Origin of the sequence: Arsenophonus sp. aPb (assembly GCF_029873475.1) — a bacterium.
Lineage (GTDB): Bacteria > Pseudomonadota > Gammaproteobacteria > Enterobacterales > Enterobacteriaceae > Arsenophonus.
Map to the genome: position 1 here is coordinate 75,642 of NZ_CP123500.1, position 14,201 is coordinate 89,842.

General features: G+C 31.8%; 11 protein-coding genes and 2 pseudogenes. 6 read left to right on the forward strand and 7 right to left on the reverse strand.

The window, feature by feature from the left end:
- Positions 1-50: 50 nt before the first annotated feature.
- Both QE177_RS14790 and QE177_RS14795 read right to left on the reverse strand, forming a co-directional pair.
- A pseudogene (locus tag QE177_RS14790) lies at positions 51-516 on the reverse strand (DDE-type integrase/transposase/recombinase); the annotation flags it as partial.
- A 39-nt stretch (positions 517-555) separates the two neighbouring features.
- The gene (locus QE177_RS14795) at positions 556-1,221 is read right to left on the reverse strand and encodes a 3'-5' exonuclease (RefSeq protein ID WP_280552329.1); all 666 of its coding nucleotides are present in this window, start codon (positions 1,219-1,221) and stop codon (positions 556-558) included.
- A gap of 1,326 nt (positions 1,222-2,547) precedes the next feature.
- Here QE177_RS14795 and QE177_RS14800 point away from each other — a divergent pair.
- Positions 2,548-3,252, forward strand: coding sequence for an IS6 family transposase (locus QE177_RS14800; RefSeq protein ID WP_280552331.1), 705 nt, complete (start codon positions 2,548-2,550; stop codon positions 3,250-3,252).
- 69 nt (positions 3,253-3,321) lie between these two features.
- The gene (locus QE177_RS14805; RefSeq protein ID WP_280552333.1) at positions 3,322-3,846 is read left to right on the forward strand and encodes a DUF2599 domain-containing protein; all 525 of its coding nucleotides are present in this window, start codon (positions 3,322-3,324) and stop codon (positions 3,844-3,846) included.
- A 783-nt stretch (positions 3,847-4,629) separates the two neighbouring features.
- Here QE177_RS14805 and QE177_RS14810 read toward each other — a convergent pair.
- A complete protein-coding gene (locus QE177_RS14810; protein WP_348519934.1) occupies positions 4,630-4,857 on the reverse strand; it encodes a replication initiator protein A in 228 nt (75 codons plus the stop codon).
- 1,360 nt (positions 4,858-6,217) lie between these two features.
- Here QE177_RS14810 and QE177_RS14815 point away from each other — a divergent pair.
- The 3 genes from QE177_RS14815 to QE177_RS14825 all read left to right on the forward strand — a co-directional run bounded on the left by QE177_RS14815 (position 6,218) and on the right by QE177_RS14825 (position 9,388).
- A complete protein-coding gene (locus tag QE177_RS14815; protein ID WP_280552335.1) occupies positions 6,218-7,012 on the forward strand; it encodes a hypothetical protein in 795 nt (264 codons plus the stop codon).
- A 252-nt stretch (positions 7,013-7,264) separates the two neighbouring features.
- Positions 7,265-8,026, forward strand: a complete 762-nt coding sequence (locus tag QE177_RS14820; RefSeq protein WP_280552337.1) for a hypothetical protein — start codon at positions 7,265-7,267, stop codon at positions 8,024-8,026.
- Between the two features lie 288 nt (positions 8,027-8,314).
- On the forward strand, positions 8,315-9,388 hold the full coding sequence (locus QE177_RS14825) for a hypothetical protein (RefSeq protein WP_280552338.1): 1,074 nt from the start codon (positions 8,315-8,317) through the stop codon (positions 9,386-9,388).
- A gap of 423 nt (positions 9,389-9,811) precedes the next feature.
- On the opposite strand, the gene QE177_RS14830 is transcribed toward QE177_RS14825, so the two are convergent.
- From QE177_RS14830 to QE177_RS14845, 4 genes and pseudogenes are all read right to left on the reverse strand, one after another.
- The gene (locus QE177_RS14830) at positions 9,812-10,495 is read right to left on the reverse strand and encodes a hypothetical protein (RefSeq protein WP_280552340.1); all 684 of its coding nucleotides are present in this window, start codon (positions 10,493-10,495) and stop codon (positions 9,812-9,814) included.
- 288 nt (positions 10,496-10,783) lie between these two features.
- Positions 10,784-11,137, reverse strand: a complete 354-nt coding sequence (locus QE177_RS14835; protein ID WP_280552342.1) for a plasmid partitioning/stability family protein — start codon at positions 11,135-11,137, stop codon at positions 10,784-10,786.
- 15 nt (positions 11,138-11,152) lie between these two features.
- On the reverse strand, positions 11,153-12,112 hold the full coding sequence (gene parM, locus QE177_RS14840; RefSeq protein WP_280552344.1) for a plasmid segregation protein ParM domain-containing protein: 960 nt from the start codon (positions 12,110-12,112) through the stop codon (positions 11,153-11,155).
- Between the two features lie 419 nt (positions 12,113-12,531).
- Positions 12,532-12,615 (reverse strand): annotated as a pseudogene (locus tag QE177_RS14845) (IS6 family transposase); the annotation flags it as partial.
- A gap of 185 nt (positions 12,616-12,800) precedes the next feature.
- Between QE177_RS14845 and QE177_RS14850 the strand changes: the two are divergent.
- Positions 12,801-14,087, forward strand: coding sequence for an L-serine ammonia-lyase, iron-sulfur-dependent, subunit alpha (locus tag QE177_RS14850; RefSeq protein ID WP_280552345.1), 1,287 nt, complete (start codon positions 12,801-12,803; stop codon positions 14,085-14,087).
- The last annotated feature ends 114 nt before the right edge of the window (positions 14,088-14,201 follow it).

Genomic DNA, 14,201 nt, shown 5'->3' on the forward strand with positions numbered 1-14,201 from the left:
TAAATTTTATGTTATTTAGGCACTGTTGCAAATTTCGTGCTGCGGCAGCCTTATTTGTTGGTGAAGGTCTTCCCCAGATGATGGACAAAGTAAAAGGACTTAGCCTGGCCTTTACGCAGCAGCGCCCGCATCACTTCAATCCCTTTTATCGTGGCATAAGCTGTCTTCATCGATTTAAACCCCAGCAGGGCACTGATTATCCGATTCAGTTTGCCATGGTCGCATTCGATAACGTTATTTCGGTACTTAATCTATCGGTGTTCCAACGTCAGACGGACATTGACCTTCACGTTTGAGCTGAGCAAGCACACGAGCGTATGTCGGAGACTTATCCGTATTGATAACGCGTGAGAGCTATCCTTGTTTCACGTTATTTAAAATTTTACCCAGAAACCCGTAGCCACTTTGCTGTTACGCCGTGGGGGCAAGGTAAAAATCCAGAGTACGCCCTCTGTGGTCTACAGCGCGATACAAATAAGCCCACTGGTCATTAGCCCTTACATACATTTCATCAATCATGTTGGGCACCTTTAATTAAATGGTTAGGAAAGATTATCAGCAATCCGACCCGATTTTTGCAATAGTGCCTCTCTGCACCAGTCCTCTATTATTCCAGTTGACGTTACCGCTGTTGCCACCACCTTGGGCACTGTTATTCCAGTTATATCTTTGTAAGAGTGCTGAATAGATAACTGAGACATATTTAGCCTGATGAATTGCCTCATCTAGCATTTTGTACTTAATGCCAATAAAAGGCTGATTATTAGGATGCATCCCTATCTGACGACCGATTTCAACTACCGTTCGAACATCACGATCATGACTCTGATCCCAGAAGGGTTTTATTTTATAACTTTCAAAAGCATTTCTCAGAATAGTATTATCAAGGCTACAGCCATTACCCCAAATCTGAACCGGCTCATAACATTCAAGTGCAACAAAGTCGTTTAATTGAGTCAGTATATCAGGTAATGTTTTAACATTAACTTGAATTGTCTCATTACGCGCATTATCAGGCAAAGATAACCACCACTGGAAAATATCTTTATCTACATCGCGGTTAAATGATATCTGTTTAATCAAATCAGCGATTTTATAAAATTGTTTTTTACCAATTTCACCGGTTAAAGGTTCAAATGGAACAGCTGCGATAGCAATAATCGCTGCATTAGGTTGTTTACTCATTATTCCCAAAGAAAGCATAAGATGTTTAAATTTCATTTAAATTCTCCTTTAATATATTAAAATAAATATCCTTTTTATTATTTTTATTTTCATCTTTATTATGTTTTTCTACTAATTTAAATTCATTGATTTTTTCTTAGTAAATTAAGGTAATTCATTTTCCAAATAGTGAAACACTGTGTGATTATATTTCATTATCAATATGATGTTATCTTATAAATTACCCATATCATTTGATTAACTAATTTATATTTATAGATTAGTTTATACATTTTACAAAATTTATATTTTTAATTAAAATCGTCTTTATGAGATTTGATTTTTATTTATTATTTTTACAAACTGAATATTTATTTAAATAAAAACAATTCTACTTTTACTCTCATAGTTAATTCACTGTAAAAACAAATAATCTCATTTTTAAAATTCTTTATTCAGTGGTTCAATCACTATAGTTAATGCAGGCTATCGTCTTTTCTTTTGTTAAGAAAACTATTCCTCTGGATAATTTTAATCTATCATTATTTAAACTATTCAAAACACATCAGGTTTGTATTTACTTTAAGTATAAAAAGAAAATTCAATCTCTGGAGTATACCATTCTTTTTATAGCACTTATTTCAAACCTATTAAACCAACAACAATTAGTTTTAATTATATCAGCAGTAAAAAATATTAAAGCAGTATGCAAATAAACTTGCTTTGGCCTTTAATAGTTTCATATTTATATTTTCCTGTAAAGAGAAATAATATCGTTTTAGGGCGACATTTTAATCACTGTTACAAATTTCGTGATAAGGTAATCTTATTTGTTGGTGAAGACCTGGGGCACTGTTGCAAATATCGTGATGCGGCAGCCTTATTTATTGGTGAAGGTTTTAAGTTTCAAAGACGTTGCTCACCAAACGCATCGGCACTGTTGCAAATTTCATAAAGCATCGACGTGTCACACTGATGGAGTTAGTAATGAAACATCTCAGAGCACGTGATATGCTAGAATTTAGTCATGAGATAGCTAGTCACAAAGGGATTATGGTGATATTTTTATCTAATATTCGACGACATAAGATCTTATAACAGTACCATCCTTACAACAATGCGACTTCTATTTTTACGTTTTAGCGTTTTACACAACAATAATAAAATTATATTTTGTTATTAAAGTATCCTGTTTTATTAAAACAGATCACTCTATTTATGCTCATATTTGTAACAGATCCAATGAAAACGGTGTTGATGTGCAGACAGCTAGGCTTAATTCATTTAACTGGCAATGACTGAGGAAAAAATTTCGGCACTGTTGCAAAGATCGGGTCGGATTGCTGATAATCTTTCCTAACGATTTAATCAATGGTGCCCAACATGAATGTTTTTAAAGGCCGACACTTTACCCGCGACATCATCCTGTGGGCAGTACGCTGGTACTGCAAATACGGCATCAGTTATCGTGAATTACAGGAGATGCTGGCCGAACGCGGTGTGCATGTCGACCACACCACCCTCTATCGCTGGGTCCAGCGTTATGCGCCTGAAATGGAAAAACGGCTGCGCTGGTACTGGCGGAACCCTTCCTCTCTCTGCCCGTGGCACATTGATGAAACTTATGTAAAGGTGAATGGCCGGTGGGCTTATCTGTATCGCGCCGTAGACAACAGAGGGCGTACTCTGGATTTTTACCTTTCACCACGGCGTAACAGCAAAGCGGCATACCGGTTTCTGGGTAAAATTTTAAACAACGTAAAACAGGGGCAGATCCCACGTGTTATCAATACAGACAAGTCTCCGACATACGCTCGTGCGCTCACCCGGCTTAAACGTGAAGGTCAATGTCCGTCTGACCTTGAGCACCGACAGATTAAGTACCGGAATAACGTTATCGAATGCGATCATGGCAAACTGAAGCGGATAATCAGTGCCACGCTGGGTTTTAAATCGATGAAGACGGCTTATGCCACAATAAAAGGGATTGAAGTGATGCGGGCGCTGCGTAAAGGTCAGGCAGAGTCGTTTTACTTCGGCCATCCTTTGGGTGAGATGTGTCTGGTGAGTAGAGTCTTTGAAACGTAAGACCTTCACCAACAAATAAGGCTACCGCATCACGATCTTTGCAACAGTGCCCCAAAATCTCCACCTATTATGGCTTTATTTTATACTGATAAGGATGGCATAGATTCAGCTCGTCTCTATCAAATTCAATGGTACAATGCAACAAAACAGATAAAACCAATAATTAATCTTCAACTTCCAGATAAACCTGAAAATGATGCTAAGTTTTCTTTTAAAAATAACGATCAAGCGCTTTATCCCTTACAAAATAAAAATATATGCGACCGCTATATTGATAATTTCTCGTGGGCTTTACGTTATGACCATAGATTAAAAAAACATTTAGTAACCTTAAAAGTAACCCCTACCGATTGTGGTAGATATGTTAATAATGACCAAACAAATAACTTCTTTAATGAACTTGTCTCCCATCACTATTTTGATGAGGGATGGTATAATAATCCAGATAATAAGATCGATTCTATTGCTAGTATGAGAAGCCAATTAGTTTGTCACTTTATTATTGCTAGGGAAAAGGCCTCCTGGAATCTTGAACCTTCTCGAAAATATATTTCATATGAAAATTCAATTAAGGAAAATTGCAATAATGTATAATTAAAATACCACCCTTTAAAGGTGACTTTTAAATATTAAAAGCCATCCATTTCCATTTTTATATTCTCTAACTTACTTATCTCACAAAAGTTGAAATATTGACATCAGAGATGATAAGAAATCCGGTTGTTTTGCGTTTATGGGAACGTAATATTTTCAATTTATTTTTTATCAATTTCTTTGTAACATCTACCATAGCCTCAAATTTTAAAGAATATGGTGCTAGTTAAAGCAGTTTATATTACCAGCGGTTGTCTATTTTTATACTTCATACCTAAGCCTTCGGACTTCAGACATATAGCATCGGACTTTACACATTTAATTAATATAAAAACTTTATTGATTGATGTAATTAAAAGAAAATTTACGCTTTAACTTATACATAATTAATCTTTTACCGCTTTTTTATTCACTTTAGTTGTGGATAACTTTCTCAAAATAATGTGCAAAATTAACCTAACTTTCTAATCAAAAAGACTTCACCTGATTTGATTAAATTTTAACCGATTAGCTCTCCCGATTTTTGGCAAAATTAACTAAATTTGGCTCCCTCATTCGTTCACTCATAAATGCTTTACTTACTTATGAAGAATTGTAAGTATTTTTTATGAAAAAAATTTTTTGCATTTTAAACCCCTTAAAACACTCATATACTATTTTTTCAGACAAAAACCACAAACCCCATGCTTAAGATTTGGAGGATATTAGAAAAGGTTTCATGATTGAGAACTACTTAACAACTGTTTTTTCAGCTTATAAACTTCACGTTTATCTTTTTCGCATTTACACAACAGATCTGTTTCTATGGGATCCAATAGACAATTTTAAAAAAATAACTTTATCATTTTCTGTATCAGAAACAATTTTATAATCAGGTAACTCATTTACTGTACAAAGTTTTTTAATTAGTCGTTTAAACTCAGCTTTATTCGAAGTATTACCTGTTTTTAAATATAGCTTTTCAAGAGAAATAACAAATTCGTGCTCACTTCCACAATGTTTACGTGCAATTTCATAAAGACGTCAGTTAATCGCTTTCCGAATAAGGAAATTGTAATATTTTGGTTTAAGTAATTCCTTGATACAACCAATTCGGTAATGTAATTTCAACCATACCAATATCAAGCTTTTAATTTTGCTTCTCTATGATACGAGCACTGTGGCTCAAACCAAAAATAAACGTTTCTTGCTTATCATCTGAATATTTAACATTAGGTTGAATCGTTGTTCTTTTTAATATTAATAATGCTTTTTCTAATTCTAAGTGAGATAGTCCCTTTATCGCGATTAGTTATAACAAAAAAACCATACGGATTAAAGGCGATTGTTTTGCTAATTAGTTGATTATTATTAATCCCGTCTTGCAACGTAGAAATAACATCAACTAAAAAATAGCTTCACCTTCTGTCAGCTCCGTGTAGCCTTATTATCGATTAGTTAATAAATTACGCTTCCTCGTAAGTTCGCTTCTTAACGCTCGGTCACGTGACCACAGCTAGCGTTCAAAATCTATTGAGCAAAATTTTTAAAACATTAATAAAATATAATATATACCAATAATATAAAAACGATATGATTTTAGTTGTGTAATAAATGTTATGTTTGAAGTATTGTGTATTTTGATAAAAATATCAATATTGTAACTAAAGTATATATAAAAAAGAATTAAAAAATTTTTAACGGGAAAATCAGTTAAATAAAAATCAAATAAATAACTGACTTCAATATTAATTGATAACTTACTACTATGATAATTAGTAAAGTTTTTTAATTTGAAAGCGGCTAACTAAACTATATATATTAAAAATGAATAATAATTTTAACTCTATTTTTATTTTTTATAAGTGAAAATTTATTCCCTGCCATAAAAATACATAATATACATATTTATTGTTAACATTTTAATAATGAAGAAAAAAAGTGCATTTAAATATACATTACTAGCGTTTACAATAATAGAAAGTTTTTCCGTAGTAGATCATTCAACGATCTGATACACTTTGAATTGTAATAATAATTATAAAGATAAAAATAAATTGCGGATATTAATTATTAAATTAAATTTAAATTTAAATTTAAATTTAAATTTAATTTAAAAATAAAGCTTTATTTGTGATTACGACAAAAAATCATATTGATACATAACTATTATAAATTTAAATAAAATTAAAAAATTATCATATTTATAATTATACAATAATTTTAAATAAATTAATTCATCAAATATTTTCAATTAATTGAAGTGCTTCAAAAAGCTAATTAGATAAATAGATATATTAAATTTTTAAAGAAACCATCTAGTTAGATATATTTATAAAATTCGCACAGTAAAATCAGTAATTCTAAGTCTATTTTAACAAAGGAAATATTTATGAGGATCCTACTATTATTCACCTTTATTTTTTATAGCCTTGGTTATAGCGCCATTACTTTTGCTGGCTGTAATGCCATTGGTAGTAATTTGGTAATTAATGGGGATGATCTTGATATAAAAGATGATATTCCTATTGGTACTGAATTAGCTACCTTCACACTAAACTCATCACAAACCTACACCTGTGATAATAATCAGACTAGTTATATGACAACAGGAGGGCGAGTAAATGGTGAATTTGCTACAGATATAAGTGGCATACGGGTATATAAAACTAACATTGAAGGAATTGGTTATTCATTTGGTGTACAAACAATGTGTGGAGATATGTATTTTCCATCAAACGGATGGAAAGGTAATCTAGATAACATATCAAACTGCACTAATAGTGGTAGTTGGGATAATATATCCCATAATTTTGCAGTAAAAATCTATAAAATAGGACCAACAGGAAGTGGTGCTTTTTCAAAAAAACAAGTTGGAGCAACGCTATTATTCTACGATAATGAAAATGTTTCAGCAAAAGAAAATCCTGTTTTTTTAAATGATTTTAAAGTAACAACCATGATGAACATAAAAAAGAATAATAGTAATTGGGTTAACAATAACAATAACAATAACAATAATAGCCGTGGTGGCTGGGTTAATAATAATAACAACAATAATAACGGTGGTGGCTGGGTTAATAATAATAACAACAACAATAACGGTGGTGGCTGGGTTAATAATAATAACAACAATAATAACGGTGGTTGGATAAATAACAATAACAATAACAATAACAATAATTAATTTTAAAATTCAACTAGGATCTATTAAACATTACTATTTGATTAATAAATATTCTAAAATTAACTATACGTCATTATTAATGCTAAATTAAAAATAATGACAAAAAATATTTTTCTTTAAAAGTTTTTGATTAAAAAAATATATATAAATAACTAACTATTTTTATGTAAGCTTATTTATAAGCTTTTTTATTTATAATATTTATAACATAAATATTGTAAAACTAATTATATCTTAACAAAGGAAACACTTATGAGGATCATTTTATTATTCGCTTTCATTTTTTATACTATTAGTTATACCACTTCAACTTTTGCTGGTTGTTATGCTTCTGGTGATACCATAACAATAAATAGTGAAAATATTACTGTAAATGAAAATACTCCAATTGGTACCGAATTAGCGACGTTCATGGCTACTCCATCAAAAACCTATAACTGTGATAACAATCAGACTAGTTATATGACAGTAGGAGGAAAAGCTTACGGTGAGTTTGCCTCAAACATAAATGGCACTCGGGTATATAAAACTAACATTGAGGGAATTGGTTATTCATTAGGTGCCCAAGCGATGTGTGATGATGGACGCTTTGCTTCAAATGGATGGAAAAATAATCCTGATCAGTTTTCAATCTGTACCAATAATAGTACTTGGAATAATATAACACATAATTTTGCAGTAAAAATCTATAAAATAGGTCCAACGGGAAGTGGGCTTGTCACAAGGAAACAGGTTGGAGCCAGCATTCTTGCATATAATAATGAAAATTATTTAGCAAATGAAAATCCTGTTTTTTTAAATTCATTTAGAGTAACAACCATAAGTTCTTGGGGTAGTAGCAACAACAATAACAACAATAATAGTGGATGGAGTAGTAATAACAATAACAACAATAACAATGGCGGCTGGGGTAGTAATAATAACAACAATAACAATGGCGGCTGGGGTAGTAATAATAACAATAATAACAATGGCGGTTGGGGTAGTAATAACAATAACAACAATAATAATTAATTGCATAATATTTTTAACTATAATTAAAGTATAGTTAATCTTATCGGCTATAATTTTTATTTTCTGTAAATAGACAAATTTTATAAATAAAACACATTGGTAGGGTTTTTCTTTAATAACTCTACCAGTATTAGATATATAATAATTATAAATTATTTTATTTTTTTAATTTAAATAACATTAATAAAACACAATACATTATATTTTAAAAAATATATTACATCTCCCATCTATATCTTTTGGTAAAAAATTAATAACTTTATATTTATTTTAAAAAAGGAAATATTTATGAAGATCATATTATTATTCACTTTTATTTTTTATATTCTTGGTTATAGTAAATTCACTTTTGCAGCATGCCAAGCTGTAGGTGGAGTTAGGACAATAAATGGTAAAGATCTCGAAATACAACATGATATTCCTATTGGCACCGTTTTAGCGACATTTACAATCTGTTCTGCTTTAACCTATAAATGTGATAATAATCAGACTCGATATATGACAACTGGAGGAAAAGCATATGGTGAATTTGCTATAAAAATAAATAATATCAGAATATTTAAAACTAATATTGAAGGAATTGGTTATTCTATCGGCGTTCGCTCAATGTGTGGAACTACATATTATTCAGGAAATGGATGGAAAAACAATCTCAACAATATATCGACCTGTGCTAATAGCGGCACATGGAACCAAATAACACATAATTTTGAAGTAAGAATATATAAAATAGGACCAACAGGAAGCGGCATTGTCTCAAAAAGACAGATAGGAGCCAGTATTTTAGCCTATAACAACTATAACGTTTGGGCTGGTGAAAATCCAGTTTTCTTAAATGCGTTTAAAATAACAACATTAGGTAATAATAGTGGACAAGGTGGCAATAATAGCGGTAGCTGGAACAACGGTGGACAAGGTGGTAGCAATAACGGTAGCTGGAACAACGGTGGACAAGGCGGCGGTAATAGCGATAGCTGGAACAACGGTGGACAAGGCGGCGATAATAACGGTAGCTGGAACAACGGTGGACAAGGCGGCGGTAATAGCGGTAGCTGGAACAACGGTGGACAAGGCGGCGGTAATAGCGGTAGCTGGAACAACGGAGGCCAAGGCGGCAATAGCGGTGGTGGTAACTGGAATAACGGTGGCCAAGGCGGCAATAGCGGTGGTGGTAACTGGAATAACGGTGGCCAAGGCGGCGGCAGCGGTGGTGGTAACTGGAATAACGGTGGCCAAGGCGGCAATAACAGTAATAACAATAGTAATAACGAGCAAGAGAATAAAAATCCTCCTAATAACAATAATAACAATAGAATTTGGCCAAATAATAACAACAATAACACCTGGCCAAATAATGGTTAATTAAATGATGATAAAAATTTTTAAATAAAAGTCAATAAAGATAAATTATCAGTGTGGGGAATTATCCCCTCATTGATATTATTGATTTTTATTTTCCAATAATTAATAATTTTTACCTACTGAATTGTAAAATACTTTCATTTTGAGTGATTAAATGATGCCATTTTATGGCTGTTGATATAATCAATGACAAACATACCCTATATACTAAGTAAATCACAAAGAGCCAATAAAAAAATCAAATAAAGAATTAGAGTAAAAAACACATAACTGAAGCATATCCAAAAAAACAATATATACAAAAGCGATAATAAAATAATTTCTTGATCTTATAAAAAACAAATAAAGTAAATGTATGTTACTCATAATTTATTCTTTACAGATAGGATATTTTTCCATTCTTTAATGATAAAAGGATTTATATTAATCACAATATTTTATAGCAATAATTTCTAACTTTGATCTAAAATCATTAGGTTGTATTCTTCCTTTTACTTTACATAAATCAGCCAATTCATCATAGATTTTTTGTTTAGCGTAATTTCTAAAATTCATACTCTGCTCACGATTAACCATTCTTGAAGCAAATTTTTTCTGTGTCTCACTCATCACATTATTAAGAAAAGAATTAGCACCTATCCCAGATGGTTGAAAAATTCCATTTTTTTCATCGCCAGTAAGCCCATATTTCTTAGCTACTTGCCCTATATCCCGTAAATAATCTTTCGGAATAGTCTTTTCTAATTTTATTCTATTAATACAGAATTTATCTTTTTGTTCGCTATAAACTGAAGCTAAAATACTATCAATCGCTTGAGAAGCGTATATTTTATCGCTCATACCATTCTTCATTACCTTTAAATTTGCTATTTGTTTACAAATATACACTCTAACATCTTTATTGCTAATTACTTTTTGTCGAAAAAATGGTGAAGTATTAGACGATTTTTTAATTCCAAAGCAATCAATATAATTGTTAAAAACCCTCTTAATAGCATTAAAGCAGCCTCGTTTAGTTATATTATGATGGTGATCTAAACGACTTATTTTATCAGACGATGTATTTTTAAAGTTATTAATATCATTAGAAACATAATTACTATTCATTAGTAGCATATAACATTCCATTTTAATTTATTTTTATATATCTTAAAAAATCACTGTCAATATTTTGTTATTTCAAATAAAATAACTTATCATTTATATAATGATTATTTTTTAACATATCAACAAAATTTACCTTTCATTTAATAAAAATAAATAGCATTACAAATAAAACAATTTAAGAATATAAGCTTTAAAATTCTTTAAAAGAAGGATATTAACATTTAAATATTTTTCTAATATCCCACAATTAATACTATTAAATAAAAGATTCACTTTTATTAGTGGATTTTATTTTTTTAATAAAGATAACTGATTTGCTATTTTTTTTTCTATCAAATCACCTTCCGTTGTCAAATTTTTTTCCTGATTTTTTGCTGCCAATAATTCTACATCACCAATTATATTTTTAATTAAAATCAATAAATTATCAGCACTAAATTCTCCTGCATAAAAAGTGCTTATAAGACTCAACAAACGATCATCTATTTGTAATAATGCCGCACCAACAACAACAGCCTGCCGATAAAAATCACCTCTCAATGATTGTGGTATTTCATCAATAACATACTTAGCTTTTTTATCTTGTTTATAAAGTTCAGGGTGTAAATAAGCTACTATTTTTTTTCTATTTTGCGCTTTCATGAACAACTCCATAAATTAAGATAAAGCAATAGCTTTTACTAAAGCGAGTTGTGGATCTGCAATTTTTTTAACCTTTTTTACTTCAAAATAATCTTTAACATAAGGATATATAATCTCGGCTCCACCTCCTGTTAGATATATTCTATTAAGATTATTAATTGTTTGTATCTCTGAAATAACCGAATCGGCTAGGTTTTTTGAACCTATTTTTACTGTGTTAATAACATCATTAATTTTATCCATATCATTAATGATATCTTCAAGAATTTCTCTATTATGAATGTTTTTGATAATTTCATCCGCAATAAAATAACTACTTGGAGAGGATGCAATATTCAGCGAATTCATCACTGTTTTTGTTAATCGTGATGTTCCTATCTCCGGATTTCCTTTTATTTCTGAAATACCATCAAGCGCTCCCTGGATAACAGCACAATCAAGCGTTGTTCCCCCCAAATCAACAATCAAACTTCGTTCAAGTGGAGTAACATTGTCCTTAATTAAAACCTCTCTTGCCGCTGGAATAGATTCAGGCATTACAAACACTTTTTTAATATTAAATAACTTTCCTTTATTTAATTCTATTTTTCCTAATACATTATTTTTTTTTCTCGCAATATTATCTTCATTTATTTGAGCATCAGTGGTAAAAAATTCTGTAACAGGTAATGTAATAACCAATTCTACATCTTGAGGTGGTATACCTGATGTCAAAAGTGCGTGATGAATCGCTAATCTATTGAGTACGTTATATTGGTATGAAACATGAGTTGTATTAATAACGGATTTACTACCAATATCATGCGTATATTTATGATCGTCTATTAAATAATTGTAGACCGACTTATTACCAAAAAAATCAGTGCTCCAACCATCTTTAAAGCTATTTGGCGAAATGTGAGTGACCATTTTATCATTTTCTAACCAAGCTAATTTAACACTGGTTGATCCGTCATCACAGGCAATTTGCAACATATAACTTCCTCTATTTGAGATTAGAAAGCCACATAATATAACTCAATTTGAGTCAAAAAAAATCAAATTACTCAATTAGATACAAAAAAATATCAAACAAATACTCAATTTGAGTCAAATTCCAGCACTGTGATCAAATAAACAACAGCAAAATAGTTTTTTGATATACTAAATATTCAAACGATCATTGTTATTTACAGTAGTGATATCTTAAATAATTAAGCATTTTATAACCCATTGACGCGCGATTGTTAATTGACTGCAATCAATGTCACTACCATTCCTAGCCCCTGAGAACGTCGTTGTTTAATTTTATCCTGATCCATACTACGCTGGCACTGTTGCAAAACTAATCGTGAATGAATACTTCATTTCTATAAAAATAATAAGAGGTCGAAAATGCCATTCACCAGGCGTACTTAACCCTGAGAATGTCCATTGTAAAATGACACGGCCTGGCCTTTTCGTAATGCAAGCATCATCTCAATATCTAAGATGGTTGCATTAAAGTGCAACGAAAACGATATATTTAGCGAGCAAGCGTGGCGAGACTAAGATTGCATTTTTTGCGGTTTCAGTGATATATCTTTAAAAATTAATAACTATTAAGACATTAAAAAACAAAAATTTATTCTATTTTTTATTGATGTATATTAAAACAATCAATCTAAATTTCAGTGAGTTAAATATGGGCAAAGTTTATGATTCGTTATTCATCCAATGGTTAAAACAAGAAATTACTCCTGCGCTAGGATGTACTGAACCTGTTGCTATAGCATTTGCTGCAGCGACTATCCGCAAATATTTAAAAGAACCTTGTCTTAAAATATTTGGTTTTATTTCTGAAAATTTATACAAAAATGCTATAGGAGTCACCATTCCAGGCACTAACTATTCAGGAATTGAGATGGCGGCGGCGGTTGGTATATTTGGAGGTGATCCTGATAAAGGTTTGGAAGCGCTACAAGGTCTTACTGGGTCACAAATTAAAGAAGCGCATGATATGGTTAACATTGGTGCGATTAAGATCACCACTCGCAATACGCCAGATTTTATCCATATTGATCTGACAGCCATCGGTGCTAAGAATTGCTGCAGAATCGTTATCAAAACAAGTCATACCTGTATTACAGAACTTTATGTCAATGGCCAACCAATTAAGATAGGTATGCAAGCTGGCGAGGAGACTAGCAGTGAAGAGTTGCCGGGGTTCTCCATTCAGGAAGCATTCCATTTCGTGAATCAAGTCCCCTTTGAAAATATAAAATTTATTCTTAAAAGTGCCCAATTGAATAGTGTACTTTCTGAGACCGGGCGAAAAAAATCATATGGACTAAATATTAACGGAATATTGATGTCGGCCATTAATAATGGACTTATGAGTGACGACCTATTGTCCCGAATTGTTATAGAAACCGTGGCAGCATCTGATGCTAGAATGGGGGGCGCACCTATCGCTGCTATGTCCAATTTTGGTTCTGGTAATCAGGGCATAGTTGCAACCATGCCTGTTGTTGTTCTGGCTCGAGACCTGAATGCCTGCCGTAATGAGCTTGCTAGAGCTTTGGCACTGTCACATCTAACATCTATTTCCATACATAACCGTTACAACCGCCTATCAGCACTATGTGCAGCCTCTACAGCGGCGATGGGAGCCGCTGCCGGTATGGCTTGGTTGTTCACTCATAACCTAAATGTTATACACACCTCTATCATCAATATGATTAGTGATATTAGCGGAATAATCTGTGATGGCGCTTCCAATAGCTGTGCCATGAAGGTATCAACCGTAACCACAAGTGCGTTTAAAGCCGTATTAATGGCAAAAGAGAACATCCAAGTTAGTGGCAATGATGGTATTGTCGACACAGATGTAGAGCAGAGTATCAATAATCTCTGTCGTCTGGTGGTTAACGTCATGCCATCAACAGACAAAGAAATTATTCATATTATGGCTGAAAAAAATATGCATTAGCATTGCTGTTAAGTATTATTTTATTACATTACAAACTGCTGTCAGCTTCCAATGTGGTGGGCAGTTTGGATATTGAAAATTATTATACGTTAAGACTATTTTTATCAGATGTTG